This is a genomic window from Terriglobales bacterium (assembly GCA_035487355.1).
Taxonomy (GTDB): domain Bacteria; phylum Acidobacteriota; class Terriglobia; order Terriglobales; family Acidobacteriaceae; genus QIAW01.
Window position 1 is genome coordinate 20,209 of record DATHMF010000068.1, and the last position, 26,001, is coordinate 46,209.

At 53.8% G+C, this 26,001-nt stretch carries 15 protein-coding genes; 5 read left to right on the plus strand and 10 right to left on the minus strand.

The window, feature by feature from the left end; genetic code table 11:
• Positions 1-345: 345 nt before the first annotated feature.
• From VK738_12620 to VK738_12635, 4 genes are all read left to right on the plus strand, one after another.
• On the plus strand, positions 346-6,228 hold the full coding sequence (locus tag VK738_12620; protein ID HTD23493.1) for an RHS repeat-associated core domain-containing protein: 5,883 nt from the start codon (positions 346-348) through the stop codon (positions 6,226-6,228).
• Entirely contained in the window at positions 6,225-6,800 is a 576-nt protein-coding gene (locus VK738_12625) for an Imm42 family immunity protein (GenBank protein HTD23494.1), read from the plus strand. The genes VK738_12620 and VK738_12625 overlap by 4 nt, the downstream gene beginning before the upstream one ends.
• 925 nt (positions 6,801-7,725) lie before the next feature.
• Entirely contained in the window at positions 7,726-10,701 is a 2,976-nt protein-coding gene (locus VK738_12630; protein ID HTD23495.1) for a glycosyl hydrolase family 28-related protein, read from the plus strand.
• Between the two features lie 45 nt (positions 10,702-10,746).
• On the plus strand, positions 10,747-12,633 hold the full coding sequence (locus VK738_12635) for a CRTAC1 family protein (protein ID HTD23496.1): 1,887 nt from the start codon (positions 10,747-10,749) through the stop codon (positions 12,631-12,633).
• Between the two features lie 81 nt (positions 12,634-12,714).
• Here VK738_12635 and VK738_12640 read toward each other — a convergent pair whose 3' ends face one another.
• From VK738_12640 to carA, 10 genes are all read right to left on the minus strand, one after another.
• Positions 12,715-13,260, minus strand: coding sequence for a hypothetical protein (locus VK738_12640; GenBank protein HTD23497.1), 546 nt, complete (start codon positions 13,258-13,260; stop codon positions 12,715-12,717).
• 7 nt (positions 13,261-13,267) lie between these two features.
• Positions 13,268-14,686, minus strand: coding sequence for a sigma-54 dependent transcriptional regulator (locus VK738_12645; GenBank protein ID HTD23498.1), 1,419 nt, complete (start codon positions 14,684-14,686; stop codon positions 13,268-13,270).
• A gap of 295 nt (positions 14,687-14,981) precedes the next feature.
• Positions 14,982-15,701, minus strand: a complete 720-nt coding sequence (locus VK738_12650; protein HTD23499.1) for a hypothetical protein — start codon at positions 15,699-15,701, stop codon at positions 14,982-14,984.
• 194 nt (positions 15,702-15,895) lie between these two features.
• On the minus strand, positions 15,896-16,939 hold the full coding sequence (locus tag VK738_12655) for a dihydrodipicolinate synthase family protein (protein HTD23500.1): 1,044 nt from the start codon (positions 16,937-16,939) through the stop codon (positions 15,896-15,898).
• A 111-nt stretch (positions 16,940-17,050) separates the two neighbouring features.
• Positions 17,051-18,214 (minus strand): membrane dipeptidase, encoded by a 1,164-nt coding sequence (locus VK738_12660; protein ID HTD23501.1) that lies wholly within the window; start codon positions 18,212-18,214, stop codon positions 17,051-17,053.
• The gene (locus VK738_12665; protein HTD23502.1) at positions 18,215-19,021 is read right to left on the minus strand and encodes a DUF6585 family protein; all 807 of its coding nucleotides are present in this window, start codon (positions 19,019-19,021) and stop codon (positions 18,215-18,217) included.
• A gap of 23 nt (positions 19,022-19,044) precedes the next feature.
• Entirely contained in the window at positions 19,045-22,323 is a 3,279-nt protein-coding gene (carB, locus tag VK738_12670) for a carbamoyl-phosphate synthase large subunit (GenBank protein ID HTD23503.1), read from the minus strand.
• 93 nt (positions 22,324-22,416) lie between these two features.
• A complete protein-coding gene (locus tag VK738_12675; GenBank protein HTD23504.1) occupies positions 22,417-22,923 on the minus strand; it encodes a nuclear transport factor 2 family protein in 507 nt (168 codons plus the stop codon).
• 2 nt (positions 22,924-22,925) lie between these two features.
• Entirely contained in the window at positions 22,926-23,339 is a 414-nt protein-coding gene (locus VK738_12680; GenBank protein HTD23505.1) for a carboxypeptidase-like regulatory domain-containing protein, read from the minus strand.
• Positions 23,336-24,469, minus strand: coding sequence for a glutamine-hydrolyzing carbamoyl-phosphate synthase small subunit (carA, locus tag VK738_12685; GenBank protein ID HTD23506.1), 1,134 nt, complete (start codon positions 24,467-24,469; stop codon positions 23,336-23,338). Before carA ends, VK738_12680 begins: the two co-directional genes overlap by 4 nt.
• A 231-nt stretch (positions 24,470-24,700) precedes the next feature.
• On the opposite strand from carA, the gene VK738_12690 reads away from it, so the two are divergent.
• Positions 24,701-25,948, plus strand: coding sequence for an alpha/beta hydrolase (locus tag VK738_12690; GenBank protein HTD23507.1), 1,248 nt, complete (start codon positions 24,701-24,703; stop codon positions 25,946-25,948).
• Positions 25,949-26,001 lie beyond the last annotated feature (53 nt).

Consider the following 26,001-nt stretch of genomic DNA (forward strand, 5'->3'; position numbering starts at 1 on the left):
GTTGCTGTATCTCGTTTTCATCGCGCCACACTTATGAGAAATAGCACTGACAGAAGCGCATAGCGGTGCATATATTTCCATTTTTGGGCCTATTTCCGCTATTGGGGGGAATCGTCTTGACAAGAAGAGATGCGAATGTTTTTAATGGATATTCTTTCCGCTCTCAAAAACTTAGACGGTTGTCACATGAAAGGTTTTAACCCTATCTGTCATAAAGGGTAGTGACAACAGTGTGGAATTCTACTTCCGATCCTTTGAAGAGCCAGGAGCAGAGTGCTGGCCGATCTGAATGGTTCTGGTGTCTAACGTTGTTGTGAAAATTCTTTAGTCCTTGTGAGGTTGCCCATGCGCTCGCTCCTACGTTTGTCCTTGCTCCTGTTCGTCGCTCTGTTTGCTTCGATTAGCGCCCAAACTCAAAACATTCGCAACGTGGGCAACGGTACCTCCACACCGACGCCGGGCCTCGGTCACGACTACATCCACCTGCTTTCCGAGACGGTGAACCCGGCGAGCGGTTCGCTGAGCCTGCGCATGCAATTGCCCACGCCGCAGGGGCGGGGAATCTCGCTGCCCTTCGCCATCGCGTACGACTCCGGCCAGGCGCATGTGATTAACCCGGGCTTCGGTTATACGAATGTCATTTGGGGTAGGGCCTGGCGTGACACCTTGCCCACGGCCAGTTACACGTCTGGCCAGTTTCAACCCAGTCCCCAGTTCTATCCCGGGGAGTTTTGCAACTATAACAATGATTTCATGTTTCAGGACGCCTCGGGCGGACAGCATGCGCTCCATATGGCGTACATGGATCAGGCTCCTCCGTGGGAGATGGCATGCAGCGACCAGACCCACACTGAGGCGGTGGGCGGTGACGATTTCTATATGGGCTCCCTGGCTTCCAGCTCTTCTCCCAACCAACCCGTTCAAGTGCTGGGTACGGATGGCACGTTTTACTACGTCAATCCTCCTCGCTACAGTTATTGGGCACTTCCCGACTACATCGAGGACCGCAACGGAAACAAGATTACGGTGCAACAGAATTACTCATACTCACCCCCTTCCTATCCTTTTTCCTTCAGTTTTACCGACGATTTGGGCAGGACGGTTCTCTCTGAGTCTGGGAACGTATCCACGACTACCGTGACCAGCTCCGGCTTATCGTACGTTCGCACGTGGGGAAGCGTTCCCGAGAGATTTTCGGTCCCCAACACGCTGCAGCACAGCGATCCCAATATCGGTTGCTTCCCTCCGCAGCCGGTCAACGACACGCAATCAGTGGTGCAAGCGATTACTTTGCCGAATGGCCAAAGCTATCAGTTTCACTATGGCAGCAATCCCTACGGCCTGCTGGACCAGATTGACTATCCCACCGGGGCTTCGGTGGCCTACACCTGGAAGCTAAACGATCAGTTCTTGGAGAGCGCTACCTACAATGGCTTCACCAACGACAACAATGGTCTGCAGGCGAGCAACGGACTGTGCCAGTATCTCTACAACCTTCCTGTGGTCGCCACGCGCACCGTCAAAATGAATGGCGTGCCCGTGCTCACCCAGACGTTTACCTATGCCGCGCAATGGACACCCAACAATGCCAGTTGGACTCAGAAAACCACCACGGTGAGTACCACGGACCTGGTATTGAGCAAGACCTCGCAGACGGTTTATACCTATGTACCGGGATCGGTCGTCAGCAACAGCGCGCCATTTGTCTTCACTCCCTCCGAGATACCGCTGGAATCGAAGATTCAGCGCTACGACTGGGGCAACACCAGCACGCCGATGCTGACTACGAGCAAGGCCTGGTTTGATGAGAACAAGCTAGGGTGCGAAGTCGAGACGCTGCAGGATGGCGTAACTTCGTCTGGAAAATGGTACGCGTATTCGGGAATCTACGTTACTGACATCAAGGAGTACGATTACGGCCAGGTCAGCGCGAGCGCGTGCCAAAGATCTTCAACCTTTCCGTACGATCCTGCCGCGCCTCCGCCCAACCCCACGCGCGAGACGGCCACTACCTACATTACTATTCAGAGTCCCCTTTTTGTTGGTTCGCCGGGGCTGGGGCTGGGGTTCGGTTTGCCCTCCACGGTGATCACCAAGGACAGCAGTGGCAATCGCGTGGCGGAGACCGACTACTACTACGACCAGACGGCCACGTCCCCGGTGACTGCCCTCGGGCACGATGACACCCATTTCCCCGCCGGCGCCGGCGTGCCTCGCGGCAATTTGACCACGGAAATCCACAAGTGTTTTATTCCTTCGACCGGGGCCGCATGCCAGGACTCGGTCATCACCCATACCTACGATGAGACGGGGCAGGTGCTTTCGACGACCGACGCCATCGGCAATGCGACGGGCGACGTGGCCCATCACACGACCACGTATGACTACACCGACAACTTCAGCGAGGGTGGCTCCGCGCCGGGGAACACCAATGCCTATCTCACCAGGATCACTTATCCGCAAACCAGCAACGGTGTGAACCATATCCAGAGCTACGCCTACGCCTATCAGGATGGGCAGCTTACCTTCGCCACCGATCAGAACCAGAAGACCACGAGTTATTCCTATAACGACAGCCTGCGGCGGTTGAAGGAAGTGGACTCACCCGATGGCGGCAAGACGATCTACAACTACCACGATGGCAGTACCGCATATTCTTCCACGCTTGAGGTCAAGCAAACCATTGATAGCCGTCAAACTTCATCGCTGACCCTGCTCGATGGCTTGGGCCAGAGCGTACGTAGCGAGAAGCTGAACGATGACGGCGACCCCAGCGGCGCCTACGACCAGGTGGATAGCTGCTTTGACGGACAGGGACAGAAGTACTTTGAGACTTATCCTTACCGCTCTAGCGGATTTGATTCAAACGGGCTTGGCGCACCCTACATATGCAGCAATTCGCAACGCCCCGGCGATACCTCCACCTATGATGGCCTGGGCCGCGTGACCAACGTCACCAACGCCGATGGCAGCATTGTCAGCACTGATTATTCACAGCTCCCAACCACCACTGTAACCGACCAGACCGGCAAACAGCGGCGCAACCGGACCGACGCACTGGGACGGCTATTGGAAGTGGATGAGCCGGGCGTCGTCACCCAGTCGGTGGGTAACTTTGCCACTATGCAGGCCGCCGGAAATTTTGTGGTGTATGACCCCTCCAACAACGCCTTGTGGTACACCTCAACAGGCTCGTCGCCACCCGCCGGCAACTACTTTATGCAAATGCAGGATGAAGGCAACCTGGTGCTCTACCAGTATCCTGCCGTGTGGTACACCAGTACCTCGCAGTCGGGCGGCGGCGCCAACCTGGCCACCGCCAATTGCCCGAGTGTGGGGAGCTCTCTGACCTCCGGCCAGACGCTGCCTTCCGGCTCCTGCCTGGTTTCCTCCAACCGCCGTTATGTGCTGTACATGCAACCCCAAGGCAACCTGGTGCTCTATGACCTCTCCAACAATGCCTGGACTCCATTGTGGTACAACAGCACGACCGGGCAACCCGGCAGTCACGCCCTCTTGCAGAGTGACGGAAATTTTGTCCTCTACGATCCCTCCAACAATCCCGTGTGGTACACCAGTACCGGCCAGCCGGGTAGCCTATCGAGTTTGTTGAGTATGCAGGATGACGGAAACCTGGTGCTCTATCAGTATCGTGCGCTGTGGTCCAGCAATACCTCGGCGAGTGGCGGCGGGACGCCGAGCGCTGTCACTTGTAACAACCTGGGCACACGTCTTAATGCTGGCCAGACGCTGGTGGCAGGCTCATGCCTGGTCTCACCGAATGGGCGCTTTGAACTGCTCATGCAAATAGATGGAAACCTGGTGCTCTATGATCTGGCGCAGAGTCCTGCAAGTCCGCTGTGGAATACGGGCACCTCCGCCGGTCCGTTCGATCTCCGTATTGCACTGGTCACGAACTATAGCTACGACACGTTGGATAACTTGCTCTGTGTGGAGCAGCACGGCAATGTGTCGGGAACGGGTTGCAGCGCCTCGCCCAACCAGGACGCAACCAGCCCTTGGCGCGTGCGGCGTTTCAGTTATGACTCGCTTTCGCGGCTGCTGACCGCGACGAATCCTGAATCGGGAACGATCTGTTATGGGCAGTGGCAAAATGGCCAGTGCGTCAACGGCTACGACGGCAACGGCAATCTGATCTACAAAACATCACCCGCCCCCAACCAGACGGGTACGGCTATAGTCACTACTACCTACGGCTACGACGCGTTGAACCGGCTGACGAGCAAATCGTTCTCCGATAACTCTCACTCGGAAACCTACATTTACGACGTCAGCAATTCTTTGGGGGTGAATGTCCAGAACCCGGTCGGACGGTTGGTGGGTACCTACGCTTCTCGCGCTGGGGACAGTGGAGGGGTGGGCAGCGTGCTCAGCTACGACCTCATGGGCCGACTCATCTACGAGAACCATTTCAACCAGCACGTCCCCACAGCGATCAATCAGGTTTTCAACTACACCTACAACCTCGATGGCTCGCTGAAGACGATTACCTATCCCAGCAGCCGGGTCGTCACCTACACCTACAATCAGGCCCAAAGGCCGATCTCTGCGGCGGATACCACCACCACTTTTGCCACGGGCGCGCATTACACGGCCTGGGGTGCATTAAGCAGCGTGGTTAACGGCGGCATAACCACGAGCGATTACTACAACCTGCGCATGCAGCCCTGCCGTCTGGTTGCGAATAGTGCAGGTGTTGTGTCCAGTTCAAATCCGTGTACTGACTCCACGAACTTGGGCAATGTGCTGGATCTGAGTTATGACTTCAGCTCCTGCAACAGCAATGGAGGCAATAACGGCAACGTATGCCGGCTCATCAACAACAAGAACAGCTCCCGTTCTCAGAGCTTCCAGTATGACCTTCTGAACCGGCTAACTCAGGCATTGACGCCCAATTCCGCCAACTGGGGCACCGACTACGTGTATGACAGTTGGGGGAACCTGCTGCAGAAGAAGCCCAAAATCCCCAACTACACCGATAGCGATCCACAGCCCGCCGCGGGCATGAGTAACGTGAATGTCAACAACCAGGTGGCCAACTGGTGCTATGACGCGGCCGGAAACGTTATAGGCCCTAACAACTCCTGCTCGGGCTATGCCAATAACCATACTCCTTATGAGAATGTTTATGACGGCGAGAACCGTCTGACCAAGACGACGTTTGGCGGCGTCACCAGCTACTATGACTACGACGTTGACGGGCAGCGGGTAAAGAAGACGGGAAGCACCAATACTCTTTACTGGTACGGGCCGGGCGGCGAGGTGCTGGAAGAAACCGCCCTCAGCGGCACCCTACAGAATGAGTACATCTTCTTCGGCGGCAAGCGTGTGGCCCGCTACAGCGTGACAAACGGATATTCGTTCTACTTCAGCGACCATCTCGGCTCGGCGGATGTAGTGACCGATGCCCTGGGGAATATCAAAGAGGAATCGGATTACTATCCCTTCGGCGGCGAGCGCATAGTCACCGACTTGGGCATCGGCAACAACTACAAGTTCACCGGCAAAGAACGCGACCCCGAAACTGGTCTCGACTACTTCGGGGCAAGGTATTATGCGAGCAGCATTGGGCGCTGGTTAAGTCCGGACTGGAGTGAGGATCCATATCCTGTCCCGTATGCTGATTTCCATGACCCGCAAACGCTCAACCTTTATGGCTATTTGAGAAATAGTCCAGTTTCAAAGACGGACTTAGATGGGCACTATCATTGCGATGTTGATATATCCATATGGGGCCCGAACGGTGTAACCGTTCGGGCTGGCCAGTGCCATCTCGATTGGTTGGATTACGTCGCGATTCGTACTCTTTTTTTCGGCTACGCCATGTATCGAAGCGCGGTCGACAATCCCGATGGTACAGTAGCTACCGCTCAGAGGGCTGCGGAGAACATTAAGTACCTCGCGGATCAGTTGCCGGAGTTGCCGGACTGTGGCTGCAATGCATCGTCCAACAAAAAACCGAAGAGAGTTACAAGTCCAAAGCACCACCCTAATTCCAAGAGTCCTGAACCGAATAATGTTCAGGAACTTTTCGACAAATCGATTCCCGATGACTCTGGTGTCCGATGGGCCAAAGATGCAGACGGTACAATCCATCGTTTCTCCGCTCCTTCCAATGGCGAGACACACTGGAATGGATCGACGGCGGGCGCTGATCCTATTCGGATGGACGACATTCCCATTGAAATTAGGAGGGCGTTGAAGTGACCATTGGAGACCCCGCGGTCTTCGCCATTGAGTCGAGCATTACGAAGGCTTATGAACGGATAAGCCTTCGCGCCCTAGGCTTTTTCGTGATTTACCTTAAGGGCTTGTGCTACGGTAGACGCTCTGCGAATAGTACGATGCTAGCCTGCTCCTTCGATGAAGTTGCGCGCCGGATCGCCATGCGTGGACGTCACATTGCGCCGTTCCCCGCTGATGCCGATGCAGAAGAAATAGCCCATGCTTTTCGAAATGCGATTTATGGTGAAGAACAAAAGAGAAGCTATTTTGGCATTCCCTTCCCCCAATTTCGCGAGATGATTTATTCAAGGCGGATACTTTGGGCTCCGGACGGAGATTCAGCGTTCGACGATGGTAGTTACGTCCTGCAGTTTGACGTTGGAGATAGCGTTCGTCTTGTTGCGTTCAAGTCCACCCAAGATGCCCCGCAGAGTCCGGCAACGATTACAGATACTCACCTGACCGCAGATGATTTCTACAGCGTTCTACAGGAATGGCACAAAGCTTTTGAGAATGAGTGGACTTCGCTCACAAAGATTGGTGGCCCGGGCTAAATTTTTCTGATCTATGAACTACTCAGAGAGTGGACGTGTGGCTGGTCTGAACAAAGTTCATCTCATGATTATTTTGTAGGGATGGGTGGCCCCGGGCAAAACAGTTAATCTCATAATTAATCTCGCGGGTTGCCCCGCCCTAGCTGCTAGGGCGGAGGGTTTCTGGAGTCGCTGAAAATTTCGCTGAGGCACACGCCATCCCAGTGTTCGTGGAGGAGCATTTCTGCCCACTGAGGACCATGGCCCCATTGTGGTATCAAAGCGTCAACTCCTGAGCAAACCTGGATTATCATCGTTCCTGGAAGTGTATCCGCATCCAGGAATGCGGGGGCCTGTTAGAAAAATGCCCCAAAGGTTCTTTGAAAATTCGTTGCCTAACGGGATTCATGAAAACCCGCCATCGATAGCGTGCAGAAAGCAGCCCTTTGTTTCTAGCTGGGTGCCTTGGATTCGGGTAAGCCTTTGCTGAGAAAGCGAGGGCAGTTTGCTGAGTCTCAGAAACTAGAAAATGACTTGTTAGCAAGTTCTCCTCCAATACAGCGCATGTTATTTAATTTCAACGACTTAACACTGAAATTGACTGCCGAGCAAGTCCCCCACACTGAATGCAGAAAGCAGTCCTTTGTTCTTGGCTGCGGGCCTTCGATGTAGTATGAGTTCTTGGTAAGCCCTGTCGCGCGCGAACCAAAAAACGAGGGTGGAGCGGCTTTACCGTGCGCAAACCAAAAGCTCCGGCGTCTTGCTGAGTCTTCAGAAATCAGGAAATGACTTGCTAGCAAGTCATTTCCTGATGCGGTACATGTTATTTAATTTCAACAACTTAACACTGAGATTGAACTGCCCAGCAAGTAACGACCGGCTGTCCGAACGGCTCCCGGAATGAGCGTTTCGGACCGGGCACACCTATCTTCTTCGGAGAACAACAATGAAAATGCTTTCTGTCGCAGTTGTCACGTTGCTGCTGTCTAGTTTTCTTTTTGCGTCTTCTTATTATCCCGCTCGTATCGATGACGCCAAGGCGATTTACCTGACTAACAAGAGTTTCCCCGTTCAGGGAGATGGCGTGGCAGATGACTCTGACGCAATACAGCAGGCGATCAACAAAGTGCAGGAAACAACTAACCAGGGTATTCTCTTCGTTCCTGCCGGTCGCTACCGCCTGACTAAGACGATCTATATATGGCCGGGGATCCGGCTGATTGGGGTTGGGACAACGCGGCCGGTATTCTTACTCGGCGCCAACACTCCAGGTTTTCAGCAGGGCCCGGCTTATATGGTATTCTTCGCAGGATTCCGTCCAGGGTCCGCTCAGGCGACTCAGACGCCTGGGGGAAGGATTCTTCCTGCTGCAAATGCTACTCCTCCAGATGCGAATCCCGGCACATTCTACTCAGCGATGAGCAACATCGATATCGAAATTCAGGATGGGAATCCGGGTGCGGTGGGAATTCGCGCCCATTATGCCCAGCATTGCTTTCTGGCGCACATGGACTTCCATATCGGCTCCGGACTTGCGGGCATTCATGATGGTGGCAATGTGGCAGAGGACGTACGTTTCTATGGTGGCCAGTACGGAATCTGGACGCGGAGGCCTTCTCCCGGATGGCAGTTCACCGTGATTGATGCCACCTTTGAAGGCCAGCGGGAAGCCGCCATCCGGGAACACGAAGCGGGACTGACTTTGATTCGTCCACAATTCAAAGACGTTCCAACGGCAATTTCCATCGATCCCAAATACTCAGATGAGCTCTGGGTGAAAGATGCACGCATGGAAAACATTAGCGGGCCGGCTGTGGTGATAAGTAATGAGAGAAGTGCCCGGACCGAGGTCAATATGGAAAACGTCGCTTGCAATAAGGTTCCGGTGTTTATCTCGTATCGCGAGAGCGGAAAGCAGGTTGCCGGCCCAGGAATATCGTATGCTGTGAAAACGTTTTCCCATGGACTCCACTTCGACGATATCGGCTCAACTCCTACGATCCGGGATGTCTATGAAACCGCTGCGTTGAGTACGCTGCCCGAGGCGGTGAGGTCCGATATCCCCGCTCTGCCGCCGATGGACACCTGGGTGAATATTCTGAGCTTTGGCGCAGTTGGAGACGGCATCGCTGACGACACAGAAGCATTCCAAAAGGCAATCGCCGCACATCGTGCAATCTACCTACCCTCCGGGCAATATCGCGTTACCGACACCATCGCGCTGAAACCGGACACGGTGCTGATCGGTTTGCACCCCAGCGTCACCCGGATTCTTCTCGCTGACTCTACGCCTGCCTTTCAAGGCGTAGGCAATCCCAAGCCACTTCTCGAGACACCGCAGGGCGGAACAAATATCGTCACAGGTATCGGCCTGTATACCAACGGTATCAACCCCCGTGCCGTAGCCGCGAAATGGATGGCGGGCAGCGATTCACTCATGAACGATGTGCGCTTCCTTGGCGGGCACGGCACCGTTGAGCCGGGCGCAACCGTGGAGGAAAATCGCAAGGTTTGGCAGCAGATCTATAACAACAATCACACCGCCGATTCCGACATAAAGCGTCGCTGGGACGGGCAGTATCCGAGTCTGTGGGTGACCAACGGTGGTGGTGGAACTTTTGTTGACATCTGGACACCCAGCACGTTCGCTCAAGCGGGCCTCTACGTTTCCAACACTTCCACTGCAGGGCGGGTTTACGAGCTGTCGAGCGAGCACCACGTTCGCAATGAAGTCGTCCTGCACAATGTCTCCAACTGGCAAATCTACGCACTGCAAACGGAAGAAGAGCGCGGTGAAGGCGGTTTTGCGTTGCCGCTTGAGATTCGCGATTCCATGAACATTACTGTCGCAAATCTGCACATGTATCGGGTAGTTAGCAGCTATCAGCCTTTCCCCTACGCGATCAAAGTAATGGATTCGAAGAACATTCAATTTCGCAATGTTCACTGCTATAGCGACAGTAAAGTGTCTTTTGACAATGCGCTTTACGATTCCACTCACGATGTAGAACTACGGCAGCGTGAGTTTGCATGGCTCGACCTCTCTGGTAACCCGCCGAGAGCGCTTCGTGAAAAGCCATCGCCGGTTATCGCTGCAGGTGCGAAAATAAAGAAGGAGACCGGCGGTTTCTTCAGTATTTCCGGAGGCGCCATTGACGGCTTCGGAAACCTCTATTTCGTTGACGCCAAATGGCAGACGATCTATCTCTGGTCTGCTGCTGCACGTAAGCTCTCAATCGTCCGCGACAATCCCGTTGATCCAGTGGAACTGGCCTTTGATAAAGCCGGCGACCTGTTGGTGATTTCGTATGCCGGGGATGGCACCGTATACAGCTTCAAGCCCGGCGCACCAAATGACGACATCACGCTGCTTAGAGCCGAACCGGCAGCGCCCCGCCCGGGCATGACGGCTGTCCTGCCCGTTGATTATTGGCAAAACGAGAACGACTTGATCGAAACCGAGTCGGTGAAGAAGCCCTATCAGTTTGTTTCACCCGATGGGACGACCTTTATTCCTGCTGGAGACAAATTTGTCAGCGGGAAGCTTTACTACGGCTCCAAACTGGATGACGAGTTACGGGCATTTGGCATGGCGCCCGTTGTGGCGGGCCAGCCTTTCTATCTAACCGACGCGTCGGAGGGCAAGACCTATGTTGGGGATGTCGGGGTTGACGGCACAATTTCAAACTTGAAACTCTTTGCGCAACAAGGTGGAGAGGGATTGGCGGTAGACGAAGGGGGCAACGTATACATCGCCGCAGGGCAAGTGTTCGTGTACAACTCATCCGGCCAACTTATTGATACCATCAAGGTTCCGGAACGCCCGCTGCAGTTACTGTTCGGCGGCAGCGATAGAAAAACCCTGTTCATTCTGGCTCGCAGCTCTCTGTATTCGGTCCAGTCCCGATTCCGGGGACGTTAGTGCCTAAAACCTATGGGAATCCGCGGAGAGATGGTGCTGCGAAATATGCATAGATATTTTGGGACCGCAATTTGTTCAGTGCTGGGCATTTTTTTTCTCAGCGCGGTTCTGCTCTTCTCGCAAGATTCCGCGGGCCAGCAGTCAAAACTGCCCGGCAAGAAAACCCTCTCCTCGGCCCCGGCGGCTGTCGAGGAACGGAAGCCAGAGCCTTCGGAGCCCTCTGCCTCCTTCCCTCAACTGATAGACATCACTGCTTCGACGGGCATCAATTTCGATCACCTTTCAAGCCCCGAACAGAAGTACATCGTGGAATCCATGAGCGGAGGTGTCGCCCTCATTGATTATGACCGGGACGGCTGGCCCGATATCTACTTCACCAACGCACAAAGTGTCGACATGGCACTCGCGGGTAAAAAGGCCCGCAGCGCGCTCTATCACAACAACCACGATGGAACATTCACCGATGTCACCGAGAAAGCAGGAGTCGGTTATCCGTGCTGGGCGATGGGTGCGACCGTCGGTGACTATAACAATGATGGCTGGCCGGATTTGCTGGTCACCTGTTTCGGGGGAATCGTTTTATATCGCAACAATGGCGATGGGACCTTCACGGATGTAACCAGGCAAGCAGGCCTGAGTAGTGATTCCGGATGGGCTACAGGCGCGGCCTTTGGGGATTATGACAATGATGGGTATGTGGACTTATTTATCTCGCATTATGTAGATCTCAACCTGAGTAATCTTCCCACCTTCGGCTCCAGCAAAACCTGTAAATATCATGGCATTGATGTGCAATGCGGTCCTCGAGGTCTCAAAGGCTCTCCCGATAACCTGTATCACAATAACCGGGATGGCACATTCACCGATGTGTCGAAGAAAGCGGGAGTGGATGATTCGGAAAATCGTTTTGGATTGACCGCTGTATGGGCAGACTTCAATAACGACGGCCGTTTGGATCTCTTCGTCACCAATGATGGCCAGCCGAACTATCTTTACCGCAACGACGGCAACGGGCACTTTACTGACATCGCCCTCCTGGCAGGCACAGCGGTTAGTCAGGATGGAGGTGAGCAGGCCAACATGGGTCTGGCTGTGGGTGATTACCTGCACACTGGCCGTACTTCTGTTGCGATTACCCACTTCAGTGATGAGTATATGGCTCTATATCGCAACGATGGAGACATGAGTTTTACCGATTCCTCGTACGCATCGGGAATCGCGCCCGGCACAATTCCCTATGTTGGCTGGGGAGATGGATTCTTTGACTTTGACAACGATGGCTGGCTGGACTTCTTCATGGTCAATGGCCATGTCTATCCTCAAGTAGACAGCATCGATATTCGCCCGAAATATCGCGAGCCCAAACTCTTGTTCTTGAACCAGCACGATGGCACCTTCAAGAACATTAGTAACTTGGCCGGGCCTGCAATTCAAGTTCCGCAAGTAAGCCGTGGAGCAGCTTTTGGTGACCTGTTCAACGATGGGCGAATCGAAGTTGCTGTTGAAAACTTGAAAGGGCCGCCAATGATTCTGCGCCCCCAGGATGGCCCCGAAAATCATTGGATCAGCTTTGAACTGCAGGGAACGAAGAGCAATCGGTTGGCGCTAAACGCACGGGTAAAGATTACGGATGGGAGCCTGGTTCAGATGGGTGAGGTTCTCAGCAGTGGAAGCTATCTTTCTCAAAACGATCTTCGCATTCATTTCGGATTGGCTGCTGCAACAAAAGTCGATTCTATCGAGATCTATTGGCCATCCGGAACGGTGGACAACTTGAAGGATCTTTCGGCGGATAAGTTCTACAGTGTACTAGAAGGAAAAGGAATCGTTCCCGCGGAGCAGATTCGACCTGTATCAGGGAGTACCTTGCAGAGAGGACAAACTAATGTCACCGGGGTTGAGGTTGCCCCAGTGACAAGCATCCGCCACTGAAAACATTTTCAACCTAGGCAGGCCGCTGGATCGGGGCCAACATAAAGCAGTCTTTAGAGCAAACTTGAGAACAAGGCTTGCTTATATCTGGGCAGCTACGTTCTCTTTTTTGTTTCTTCGCAGCTTGCTGGCATCAGGATCGAGCCGTGCCCGCAAAGCCAGCGCCAGTTGATAAATATCCTGCACCTTGGCTTGCGCTGTCTTGGGTATGTCCGGCGTCTCCAGTGCGAGCTGTGAGGAAAGCAGAATGCCGGTCACCGTATCTTTCACCTCGCCCCGCAGTATGCTTTCAGCTGCCTGCATGGCCTGGAACTGTTCACGCTGGTGGCGATGCAAAGCCATGCGGACCTCCCGCACAATGCGCTCCATGCCACTGATGGCGAAATTAATGAATACGGGAATGGCCGTATCCATGGAATCGAGAAACTCTTGTGCCGTGACCGGTTCGGAATCCAGCATGCCTTCATCCATGACCACAACTGTAATCTTCCCCTGAAGCTGCTCTTTCTCTTCCCGGACCTGCGGTTGCCGCGTGGTCTTGATCACCTGTACTTGCTCGCTGGCTGCCTTTTGCAGTACAGCAGCGCACTCTTCGCCGCGATCACACGTTGTCACTAACAAAATCATTGTTTCCTCACATTCTGATCCCGAAGTCTTCCAAGTGGTACTCTCTGATCTTACGATACAGTGTAGTTTTGCCCATCCCAAGTTTCTTGGCGGCTTCAAGCTTGTCGCCCTTGAGTTGGCGCAGGGCGTTAAGAATCGCCTCCCGCTCCAGTTGCGCTATCGGGATGATCGTGGTCTGGCGCATGTCTACAGAAGCCTGTTGCCGCATCGAATTCTGCAGCGCAGTGGGCAGATCGCCCGAGTGGATAAGCGGGCCAGAACTCATGGCGCTGGCGCGTTCCAGACAATTCTCCAGCTCGCGTACATTGCCCGGCCAATCGTAGGCCAGCATGATCTTTATGGCTTCGTCGCTGATAATTCGTTCCGCGCCCGTAAGGCGTGAGAGGCGGTCCAGAAAATGCCCGACGAGCAACGGAATATCCTGCTTGCGTTCCCGCAGAGGCGGAATGCGCAGGGAAAGCACATTCAAACGGAAATATAAATCTCTGCGGAAGCTTCCCTGCTCAACTGCAGCATCCAAATTACGGTTGGTGGCGGCCAGAATTCGAACATTGATAGGGAGAGGCCGTGTTGCCCCTACCGGCCGAATCTCTTTTTCCTGCAAAGCGCGCAATAGTTTTACCTGCAAATCCGTGCCTAACTCGCCGATTTCATCCAGAAAAACCGTTCCGCCGTTGGCCAGAGAAAGCAATCCTTCTTTGGACCGGTTCGCTCCGGTAAAAGCTCCTTTGACGTAGCCAAACAGCTCGCTCTCGATCAAGGTTGGCACCAGCGACCCGCAATCTACCGGGATGAAGGGCTTATCCTGATTCGGTCCGGAAAAGTGGATGGACCGCGCTACCAGCTCTTTGCCCGTGCCGCTCTCACCATGGATCAACACCGGGTACGAGCTGCTGGCCGCCTTGCAGATAAAGCGGTACAACTTCTCCATCTCTGGCGCGCGGCCAATAATATTGCCCAATCCTTCTTTCGATTTGATCTTCTGACGCAGCAGACGGTTTTCACTTGCCAGCTTCACGTGGCCTGCAACGCGTTCCAGCAGCAGCTTTAATTCATCCAGGTCAAAAGGCTTGGTCACGTAATCGTAGGCACCGTATCTCATGGCCTGCATCCCCGATTCCAGGGATGAGTTGCTGCTGATCACGATCACCTCGGCCTGCGGCCGGCGGCGTTTGATCTCGCGCAATGACTCGAAACCGCTGCTGCCCGGGAACTTGAGGTCGAGCATGACCACATCAATTGCGTGGGTTTCCAGCAACTTATAAGCGGTTTCGGCGTTTTCAGCGATAAACGTCTGATAGCCCAGTGAGACAGCAGCTTCCCGGCATCCCTCACGTACCGCGCGCTCATCGTCAAGGATCAGCAGATTCAACAGCTCGATCGGTGGATGCTCAAGGCTTGCGGAGATCAATGAATTGGCGGCCATTGTAATATCCCTACTGCATTTGCAGTTCCCTTCCAGTATAAAACTGTAAACCTATCCTTATCAGTAGATTACAGAATATCTCTACATCTGTGAGGGGGGCTAGTTTTTCCCGAAAAGGGAAAGTTTAGTACTTATACAACGGATTTTAGGCCAATATGCTATTTATTTTCAATATTTTATTGAAATATTCTCATTATGAAACCTTGTGTCATTTCGGGAATATTTGTTTAATATACGGTTAAAATCACAATATATACGCTAAGCTGTTTATTTTCTTATATTTATAATGCATTTATCAACCATGGATTAGCAAAGGCTGGGTCAAACGGAAGGTCAACCGGCGTTCTGATGCAATGCCTACATCTTTTTTCCCGGTTGCCAGCGCTACGCCAGAGCCTGCGCCCGCCCCGGCGGCGCTGCCAATTAGTGCCCCTTTCCCGCCACCTGCTAAAGCACCAATTAAGGCTCCTGCTCCGGTGCCGCCGCCAATCAAAGCCCAGTTTCGCTTCTTATGTGAGGTTCCCTGCACAAAAATGCTGGAGGTGTGCAAAGGGGTCTGCTTCCCTTGCAGGTTGAGCGAGGTCAGGGTAATGCGCAGGTATCCTGGGTTATGCAGCCTGCCGGAGTGGCGCACAGCAACCACTCTACCAGTCACATCTGTGCCGCGCAGGGCTACGGTTTGCCCGTTGATAACCAGTGGTTGCTCTAGAACGGCTTCAAAATGCTCCCCTGGCGAGGCAGTCGCACTGGAGAGCACACCCTGCATGCGGATCTCAATGGCTATCCCGGCAGGAACGATTAGCTCTGGAGCAGGTGTTGGAGTTGGAGCAGGCTTTGGGAGTGAATTTGTAGGGTTGCTGTTTGAGTCGTTGTGATGGAAAGGGATTTGAACATTATTGCTTGTAGTAGCCGCCTCCGCGGAGCTGAACAGCCGGGAGCGACTGATGTTGATAGCCAATAGGGTTAATGCCAGTAAAGCCATCACAACCGGCACGAACTGCAATCTTAACTTCATCGTAAAGCTATAATCGTGAACCTGACAAAGCGGGGACTTTGTAACTGGAAGTGCATTTAGCATGCCAATGTAAATTGTTATTTATCAATATTTTACAAGAAATACGCAGGCCTTGAAGTGTAATTTTTGCCGGATGAATTTAGGAGGGATTCTTGCGCAGTGACCCGCAAACTACAAAGCATGAAAAACTATGCTTAATTTCTTATATCTGCCAACAGCTTCTCTATTTCCTGTTTGGTGTCAGCCGTAACCGGCAACAGCGGCAGCCGCGGAGGTCCACCGTAGTATCCATTGAGATCAAGTCCGTATTTGATTCCAGGAATGCCTAACTGGCCAACGATTCTTTGCGATGCAGCAGCGATGCGTTGTTGTTTCTCTTCAGCCAGCTTCGGGTCGCGGTCTTTCCATGCGGTATAAACTTCGAAGCATGCGGTAGGCGCAACGGTGGCAAAAGCAATAAGCGCGCCGACCGCACCTTTTTCCAGAGCATTCAGTAACTGGTGCGCAGAGCCGCAGAGCACCTGGAAGCCGGCATTCCTGGTGCGGGTCTTGAGCTTCGATTTGGCTACGACCGCAGTCGTCGTGGCCGATAAAGATTCCACGAGAACTACATTTTCGGGCGCTTTTTCCTCTGCCTGCATGCGGGCCGTCACTGCGGTAAATACTTCGGTCACCAGAACTTCGTACTGCACATGGCTCGTGCTTTGCACCAGGCGCTCGATTTTTTCCAGGCTCCCACCCGATTCCTTGATGCCAATGATGTTCGCGTGCTCTGCCAACTGCGTGATGATTTCCACTGGCATGTCGTATCCGGTAAACACCGGGGCGTTATAGAGGACCACCGGCAGCGGTGAGCGGTCAGCGACAAAGCGATAGAAAGCCAGAATATTTTCTGGCTTCATCTGTGGTTTGTAGTAATGCGGCGGACGTATTAGTACCGCGTCGTAGCTGAGAGAAGCGGCATACTCAGCCAATGCGAGCGTGGCAATGGCCGACTCAGCACCCACGCCGGCGAGAAGCACGGTGTGATTAGCAGCAGCGTTGCGGGCTTCACGCAGGACTTCACGACGCTCCTCGCCAGATAGCATGACCGCCTCGCCAGTCGAGCCCAGCACCGCAATGCCAGCGATCGGCGTGCGCGAATAGCGGTCCACGTTGTGCTCAATCTTGCGGAAATAAATTTTCCCGTCCTGATAAAAAGGCGTCGTGATAGCGGCGAAGATTCCGTTCAGTAACACAGTGTCGTTCCTTGTTTCCAGTTTAATCTAATTTACGATTTACGATTTCAGATTGACGATTTAATAAAACTTTCCTAAATCATAAATCGTCAATCGTAAATCGAAAATCACCTACATCCAAATTTGCCCCAGCGCCCGGGCAAAATTTCCGCCTAGAATTTTCCCAATGTCTGCGTCGGAGTATTTGCGCCGAATCAGCCCCTCAGTCAAATCAAACATACGCTTAGGATGGTTCAAGCCCTCAATCTCTCCGTGAAAAGTCTGATCATTCTTGTAGCCAGTCAACATCTTCCTTTTAAGCCCGGGCGGAAGCTTGTCATAGCCGTCGAGGTCAATATCGCTGCCTACGCCTACGTGCTCCACGCCTACGAGTCGAGCGACGTGGTCAAAGTGGTCGAGAACGTTTTCGATTGTCATCGGCTCGCTGGCGCGCACCAGTTGGCGTACGCCGGTGATGCCTATCACGCCTCCGGTGGCCGCCAATTTCTTGATGGCCTCATCGGTCTTATTGCGGGGGTGAGGATCCAACGCACGGCAATTGGCATGGGTCACCAGCACGGGACGCGTCGAGAGCCGGTAGGTATCGAGCGACGTGTGCGGTCCGCAGTGCGAGAGATCAATCGCCATGCCAGTCCGGTTCATGCTTGCCACCACGTCAATGCCGAACGGGGTAAGCCCCGTATCCACGTCCTGGTATCCGCTGCCAATCGCGTTGCGCACGTTATAGGTGAGCTGCGAGACGCGCTGGCCCAGGGCATAGAATTCCGCGATGTCTTCCGTTTTGCGGAAATGATCAGCACCCTGAAATCCCAAAATGATGCCGATCTTGTTTTCGCGCTTCAGGTGCGCAAAATCGTCTACGCGTGCTACCCGCAGAAAGTCGTGGCTGAAGTGGGTGATGAACCCATCCCATGCTGACAGGACTTTCTTTGCGTCTTCATAAGGCTGTAGCTGTCCTGTACCCCAACCAATGTGAAAGACGTTGATGGAGGATTCCTTGTAGCGCGCAAGGTCGGCCGCAGTAAACGTCTCCGGATGCGACCACCAGGTCGCCGTAGGCTTATTTTTATCAGGGATGACATCCGGAAAAGCGCCCAGCTTAAACTGGCTGAGCATATCAATCACCAGGGAGCGATGAACTAGGTCAATACAACGGGTAGAGTAATTTTCTGTGGAATCCGCAAAAAGCTGGAATTGTGAAAAATTTAAATACGGCGCCGTTATCGAGGCTCCGGCCGCTCCGGCGATTGTCTTGAGAAAGTTCCTGCGTTGCATTTATATGGCTAGAGCAAAAGAAAGTTGTTGCACCTGAGATTTCGTGCTGCCGTTCTTGAACTCATCAATCAGGTCTATAGCGACAAACAAATTCGGCACCTTGGAGGTCCGGACTGAAAGAAAACTCATCCATTTACCGGCAGATTTGATGCGAAAGCTCGACCCAAAGACGCCGGTCGTCTCAATTTGCTGGTAAGGCAACGGGCCTTTGCTGCCCCAGCGCACGCCTTCCATTGAAAGTTGTAGCTTGCCGAACTCCACAGGAATGCCCTGCTTGATGCGCGAGCGAAAGTCGTTCAGCAAGCGCAGATTCACCCGCCCAAGAATCGTCAGCATCAGCTCACGGTGATTTTGAATAAAATTACCGACACTGATGGCCGTCCCATCCTGGGAAACCACCTTCAGATTTTGTGTTGCCTTAGAGGCATCGGATTTACGGCTGGCGGCGGCCGCAATCAGAATTCCGATCAAACCAAAATGCACGCCCACGCTCTGGGCCGTGGTGGTTTGTGCATACCGAGTCTCCTGGATTTGATCCCAGCGAATGTCCTTCGCTCCGAACAGACCGGAGCGCGTAATTCCCTCATTGTGAACGGAAATAAGACTGCGTGAGAGATACAACCACCAGAAAACCGAGAGCGCCGCAGTTGCCGCGAGCGCGATGATCCAGCCCGGCTGCAACAGATTCTGGAAATCAGGTGCCACGCCGGCGGCAGCGATCAAGCCCACCGCTACCAGCGGCATCCATGCGATTACCTTCCAACCCGTTGAATAGGTATAGGTCTTTTCCGGCGGTGTAATAAACATGGTCTTTGCTCCTAACTCCTAACTCAGTGTCCCGCAACCAGCCGTTCGGCCTGCAGATGCTGCAACGCGCGTACACTGATCTGCCCTTGTTGCAAAGAGGCAATTCCATCGGCAGCGGCCAGAGCTGCAGCCAGCGTAGTGATGGTCGGGATGCGATGCGTTACGGCTGCGCGGCGAATGGCTTTCTCATCGAACCACGGATCTGGACCGTAGGGTGTATTGATAATGAGGTGAATTCGGTCGCCTTTGATAAGGTCCACGACGTTCGGCCTTCCCTCCTTGACCTTATACACGCGGTCTACAATGAGGCCGGCATTCTCCAGAATCTCTGCGGTGCCGTGGGTTGCCACCAGCTTGAATCCCAGCTCGAAAAATCGTCTGGCCATATCCATGACATGAGGTTTGTCGCGCTCGTTCACGCTCACGAAGACCGTTCCGCTGCGCGGCAAAGTTTGCCCGGCGGCAAGTTGGGCTTTGGCGAAGGCTTCGCCGAAATTATCGGCGACTCCCATGACCTCGCCCGTGGATTTCATCTCTGGACCGAGGACGGTATCCACTCCCGGAAATTTGTTCCACGGAAACACCGGCGACTTCACATAATAGCAGCTTCCCGTTCCCAAATCGGACCTGTGCTTGATATTTTCCGGCAGGAACTCGCGCAGCTTGCGCCCCGTCATCATGCGTGCAGCAATCTTGGCCAGTGGCACGCCTGTGGCTTTGGATACGTAGGGCACGGTGCGCGATGCTCGCGGATTGACCTCGATTACATAAACCGCATCGCGTTGAATCGCAAACTGGATATTCATCAGCCCAATCACCTTCAGGGCGCGTGCCAGCTTGAATGTGTAGTCGCGCATGGTATCGAGCAGATGCGGGGCAATGCTCACTGTGGGAAGCACGCACGAAGAATCTCCTGAGTGGATGCCGGCCTCTTCAATGTGTTGCATGATCCCGGCAATCACCACGTCTTCGCCGTCGGAGAGCGCATCCACATCAACTTCGATTGCGTCTTCCAGGAAGTGGTCCACCAGCACCGGGCGCTCCTGCGAATACTCCACCGCCTCTTTCATGTAGCGGATGACCGTGTCTTCGTCATAAGCAATCACCATAGCGCGCCCGCCGAGCACGTAGGAAGGGCGTACCAGAACGGGAAACTGGACCTTACGCGCCCCTGCGACTGCCTCTTCTACGCTGGTAGCCATCGCTCCCGGCGGCTGCGGAATATCCAGATCTTCCAGCAGCTTGCCAAAGCGTTTGCGGTCTTCTGCCAGGTCAATGGATTCCGGTGAAGTCCCGATGATGGGTACGCCTGCTGCTTTCAGGGGCAGCGCGAGGTTGAGCGGCGTCTGCCCGCCAAACTGCACGTTGACTCCGATCCATGCGCCGCTTGCAGCTTCGTGCTCATATACGGCCAATACATCTTCCAGCGTCAGCGGCTCAAAGTAGAGGCGGTCGCTGGTATCGTAATCCGTGGAAACCGTCTCCGGATTGCAGTTGACCATGATGGTCTCGTAACCATCTTCGCGCAGGGCGAAGGCCGCGTGGCAGCAGCAATAATCGAACTCAATTCCCTGCCCAATGCGGTTGGGCCCGCTTCCCAGAATGATGACCTTCTTTTTGGATGTGGGCTTGGCTTCGTCTTCCGTCTCGTAGGTCGAATACAAATAGGGGGTGAAGCTCTCGAATTCGGCGGCGCAGGTATCCACGTGCTTGTAGACCGGCGTGATGCCGTATTTCTTTCGCAGGTGCCGGATTTTTTCGGCTGAACCCTTTTCGTTGGTTATCCGCCAGGTCTCCGCCAGATTGGGATCAGAGATTCCCATGCGCTTTGCCTGCCGCACCACCGCCTCAGGCACAGATTCGATAGGATGCTTCTCCAGTTCCAACTGCATGTCGGTAATTTCCTTGAGCTGATAGAGAAACCACGGATCAATGCCGGTCATCTTGGCCAGCTCTTTCACAGTAAAGCCCTGGCGTAATGCATAGCGAATATATTCCAGGCGCTCCGGATGCGGCGTGACCAACCTCTGTGTGAGAATACGTGGCTCGATTTTGTGCACCCCGGAACGCTTGCCGCTTTCAAGCGACCGCAAGCCCTTCATCAGTGCTTCTTTGAAAGTCCGTCCGATGGCCATGACTTCGCCCACGGATTTCATCTGCGGTCCCAGGCTCTCGTCGGTCCCGGGAAATTTCTCGAACTGCCACTTGGGGATTTTTACCACCACATAATCGAGCGTCGGCTCGAAACACGCAGGAGTCTTACGCGTAATGTCGTTGGTTATCTCATCGAGCCTATAGCCCACGGCCAGCTTGGCTGCGATCTTGGCGATGGGGAAGCCCGTCGCCTTCGAGGCCAGCGCCGAAGAACGCGAGACGCGCGGGTTCATCTCGATGACGGTCATGCGTCCGGTGGAAGGATGAACCGCAAACTGAATGTTCGAACCGCCGGTCTCGACCCCAATCTCGCGGATGACCTTGATCGCGGCATCGCGCATCGCCTGATATTCGCGATCGGTGAGCGTTTGCGCTGGGGCAACAGTGATCGAGTCGCCGGTGTGCACCCCCATGGGATCGAAGTTCTCAATGGAGCAGATGATAATAACGTTGTCTGCCAGGTCACGCATCACCTCGAGCTCATATTCCTTCCATCCCAGCACCGATTCTTCAATCAAGACCTGGTGCACTGGAGAAAGATCAAGCCCGCGCGTAACAATTTCCAAAAGCTCTTCGCGGTTGTAGGCGATGCCGCCGCCCGAGCCTCCCAGGGTAAATGAAGGACGAATAATGACTGGGAACCCAATCTTGCCGCTGAAATCCAAGCCGTCTTTCAAATTGCTAACCAGTGCCGATTTGGGAACGTCGAGGCCGATCTTCTGCATGGCGTCTTTGAAGACGAGGCGGTCCTCGGCCTTGTTAATGGCACGAACCTTGGCGCCGATCAGCTCAATGTTGTATTTTTCCAGCACACCGGCATCGTCGAGTTCAACCGCCAGGTTCAGCGCGGTCTGGCCGCCCACGGTGGGCAGCAACGCAAAGCCATGGCCACCACACATCTCCGACTCGATGCGGATGATCTCTTCCACATATGTTCGGGTCAGCGGCTCGATGTACGTGCGGTCGGCCATCTCCGGGTCGGTCATGATCGTGGCCGGATTGGAGTTCACCAGCACCACTTCATAGCCTTCCGACTTCAACGCCTTGCAGGCTTGCGCGCCGGAATAGTCGAACTCGGCCGATTGGCCTATGATGATCGGCCCAGAGCCTATGATCAGTATCTTCGATAAATCAGTGCGCCGTGGCATATTAGTTTTGTCTTTTCAGCTCTATCGTTCAGCTTTTTCTTTTTAATCTTGCGCCAACATCTCAAGTGCGCTGCATCCGCTTGACTCTGGTCCTTACTTCTTAGTGAACCGGGTTAGCTGTGAAAGCACGCACTGCCATCGCCCATTTTCCATCACAAAAACATCTGTCGCCCGTTCTTGCGTGGTGAACTCTTGCCCCATGAATTTGCCTTTGCTGGTCGTCAGCGCGGTGACGGTAGCCGTATTCCCGTAGATGCGAACTCGAATGTCATCGGAATCCATTGCTTCATGGCTCAAGGCTCCTGACCTGATCACGCTGAGGAAACGCGATCTGTCAATTACACCACCATCGGGGTCGATGATAATCCAGTCGTCAGCCAGGATTCGCCCGATTGCTTCCACATCATTCTTGATCATCGCCTGCCCGAACTCTTTTTCCAGTTTTAATATTTCTTCTTGCATTCCAATGCTCCTGTTTTGCGCGAGAAGAGGTGTGACCATCGCGAGCGTGATGATCATCAACAATGCTTTCATCGAAAGTTGCCGAATCATCGTCAAGCGTCCGATCCGCGTTTTCCACAGACTTGTAAAGCCGTACATTTTCACAACCTTGTCACCTCAAAAGCATTGCACTCAACTCCCAACAATCTGACCCGAATCTCGTGACTTGCGTCTTTGGAGCGCGGAGTGATCGTTGCCAGCAAGGTCCTCTCTAATCCCGGGGCCTTGACTTCCAGAAAGTAAGTTCCTGGTGTAATGGTTGAAAGATCAAATGCGCCCTGAGAGTCGGTAGAGACAGAAATCAGGGCCCTAGCAGTTCTGCGCCACGTCTGTGTGTTGGGGCGCTGGGTCGCGGCGAAAAATCTAATCTGAGCACTGGCCAGCGGCTGGTTAGAAAAATTGACCAGCACTCCGCGTGCCGCCTCGATTTCCCCCGGCGGCGCGGGCACGCAACTGGCAAAAACAACGGCGGAAAGTGGAATCAACAAGACTATCGCTATGATTCCCCGCCTCATCTGCCGTGAAACTCCTCCATCATTTTTATGAAATCTTTAAACAGATAGTACGAGTCGTGCGGGCCAGGAGAAGCTTCCGGGTGATACTGCACGCTGAAGAGCGGCAGATTGCGATGGCGCAGGCCCTCGAGCGTGCCATCGTTCAGGTCAATATGGGTTTTTTCCACTTCGCTTTCCGGCAACGAATCGGGATCAACCGCGAAGTTGTGGTTGTGGGCGGTGATCTCCACTTTGCCGGTCAGCAGTTGCTTCACCGGATGGTTGCCGCCGTGATGTCCGAACTTGAGCTTATAGGTTTTGCCGCCGAGTGCGAGGCCGATCAGTTGATGTCCCAGGCAGATGCCAAAGACGGGAGTGCGGCCCATCAGGCGGCGGATATTATCCTGCGCGTAAGTGCAAGGCTCCGGGTCGCCGGGACCGTTAGAGAGAAAAACTCCATCAGGCTTGAGCGCCAGCACGTCTTCTGATTTTGTTTCCGCAGGCACAACCGTGATGCGGCAGCCTTCTGACGCGAGCTTGCGCAAAATGTTGTGCTTGATGCCGTAGTCGTAAGCCACCACATGAAAACGCGCCGGTTCGTCCTTCACGCCGACCACTTCCGTGGGCTCGTGCGAACGTTCACCGGTCTCCCACACGTAGCGCTGTTTGGTGGTCACGACTTTGGCGAGGTCGGTGCCATCCATCTTGGGAATGGAGTTCGCCTTAGCGACCAATTTACTGACATCCGTCTCGAGCGACGAGATCACGCCTCGCATGACGCCGCGGTCGCGCAGGTGACGTACCAGGGCGCGGGTATCAATGTCGGCAATGACAGGAATCTTGAAACGCTCCAGGTACTCATCGGCTACTTGCTGTGAGCGCCAGTTGGAACTCACCGGCGAGAACTCGCGCACGATCAGGCCTTCGATATAAGGCCGCGTGGCTTCGTTGTCTTCAGGATTCGTCCCGTAATTGCCGATCTGAGGATTGGTGAGAACTACAATTTGCCCGGCATAGGAAGGATCTGTGAAAATTTCCTGATAGCCGGTGATGGAAGTATTAAAAACAACTTCGCCGTAGCATTCTGCTTTGGCGCCGTAACCTTTGCCGTGGAAGACCCTACCGTCTTCCAGCGCAAGGATTGTTTGCATTCGAACTCCAGGACGTGGATTTTATAGATTTTAGCAGAACAGGGGTTTAACCACAAAGGTACACGGAGAGACGCGGAAGAATTTGAATACGGATGGAACAGATGCCAAAGCCCCCTCTGCGTTCCTCCGCGCCCTCTGCGGTTAAGTTCCTTGTCCCGGAGCCGTTGTGGAGTATTCTTGTCTTTCCGTATTTGCAAAAGCAGTAGAAGGAAAGTAAGCCAGTAGGCTCCCATGAGGAAGAGAACTGTGACTCTAAGATCAACCAAGCTGGCCGTATGTGTAGTCCTGTTGGCATTGTTCACGTGCTCTTGCGCCGAACGGTTGGCGCAGTTCCCCTGTCCTCCTCCGCCTCCAACCCTTAGCACGCCCCCACAGACCGGCGCTCCGAAACCCAGCTCTACCGAGACTAGTCCTGCTCCAGCGGCAAGCACATCCGCCCCACCTGAAGCACATCTTGCTGCTTCTAAAACGAACTACGCTGTTGTCAGGATCTTTTACGCGACTGATCGCAAAGTAACGGGATTGTGCAGGCCCTCGCTATTTTACGGCAACGTACGGGCCGAGGATGGTCCTCTATCTTTTGGATTGGCCCAGGTAAGCATTCCCCAGGACCACAAACCGGGTATGCTGGAATCACCTTCAATATGGAGGCATGAAGATCCTTCGCGAGACGTAGTTCTGCTGGGCGTCAACCCTTTCAGTTCCCCCGAAGCAGATAAGACGTTTTTCGACGAATTGGCGGCCCAGATTGCAACTGCAAAGAGCCCGCAGGTATTTGTATTCATTCACGGATTCCACAACACATTCGAGGATGCGATCCGATGGACGGCGCAGATCTCCAATGACATAGGTTTTGAAGGTGTACCCATCGTTTATAGCTGGCCCTCGGCTGGAAGATTGCTGGATTACCCGGCCGATGAAGCAACCGTGGAATGGACCGAACTGCACCTGAAAGCATTTCTCGAAGAACTGGTATCACAAACCCATGCGACGACCATCCACCTGATTGCCCATAGTATGGGAAACAGGGCGTTGGTAACAGTGCTCAATCAGATGGCCCAGGAATCGCCACCTGCAGCTCCGCCTAAATTCAACCAGGTTGTCATGGCGGCGCCCGATATTGATGCCGGTGTTTTCAAGCAGCTCGCGGCGACTTTTATTCCAGTCGCCGATCACGTGACCATCTATATTTCTTCGAGAGACAGAGCTTTAATTGCGTCAAGAAAGTTTCATACCTATCCCCGCGTCGGGGATTCGGGCCCGACGGTAACCATTGTGCCGCATGTGGATACCATTGACGTATCAGCAGTGGACTCCAGCTTTGTGGGACACTCTTATTTGGGCGACAATCGCTCGATTCTTTCAGATATTTCTCAATTGATCAGCAATTGGGCGCCGCCTGACAAGAGGGTTGGCATGGTACCCCTGCTCCAGAACAACCAAACGTACTGGACCTTTCGACCCTTAAGTTCCAAGTGATCAGCCTGGCACATGCTGAATCGGAAAACACTCAAAGATCATTTATCCTAATA

Bases quoted from the DNA above. Each gene is read 5' to 3' on its own strand.
- VK738_12635 (HTD23496.1), top strand. From the start codon at position 10,747: ATGCATAGATATTTTGGGACCGCAATTTGTTCAGTGCTGGGCATTTTT.
- VK738_12620 (HTD23493.1), top strand. From the start codon at position 346: ATGCGCTCGCTCCTACGTTTGTCCTTGCTCCTGTTCGTCGCTCTGTTT.
- VK738_12690 (HTD23507.1), top strand. From the start codon at position 24,701: ATGAGGAAGAGAACTGTGACTCTAAGATCAACCAAGCTGGCCGTATGT.
- VK738_12665 (HTD23502.1), bottom strand. From the start codon at position 19,021: ATGTTTATTACACCGCCGGAAAAGACCTATACCTATTCAACGGGTTGG.
- VK738_12645 (HTD23498.1), bottom strand. From the start codon at position 14,686: ATGGCCGCCAATTCATTGATCTCCGCAAGCCTTGAGCATCCACCGATC.
- VK738_12675 (HTD23504.1), bottom strand. From the start codon at position 22,923: ATGTACGGCTTTACAAGTCTGTGGAAAACGCGGATCGGACGCTTGACG.
- VK738_12660 (HTD23501.1), bottom strand. From the start codon at position 18,214: ATGCAACGCAGGAACTTTCTCAAGACAATCGCCGGAGCGGCCGGAGCC.
- carB (HTD23503.1), bottom strand. From the start codon at position 22,323: ATGCCACGGCGCACTGATTTATCGAAGATACTGATCATAGGCTCTGGG.
- VK738_12630 (HTD23495.1), top strand. From the start codon at position 7,726: ATGAAAATGCTTTCTGTCGCAGTTGTCACGTTGCTGCTGTCTAGTTTT.
- VK738_12640 (HTD23497.1), bottom strand. From the start codon at position 13,260: ATGATTTTGTTAGTGACAACGTGTGATCGCGGCGAAGAGTGCGCTGCT.
- carA (HTD23506.1), bottom strand. From the start codon at position 24,469: ATGCAAACAATCCTTGCGCTGGAAGACGGTAGGGTCTTCCACGGCAAA.
- VK738_12680 (HTD23505.1), bottom strand. From the start codon at position 23,339: ATGAGGCGGGGAATCATAGCGATAGTCTTGTTGATTCCACTTTCCGCC.
- VK738_12650 (HTD23499.1), bottom strand. From the start codon at position 15,701: ATGAAGTTAAGATTGCAGTTCGTGCCGGTTGTGATGGCTTTACTGGCA.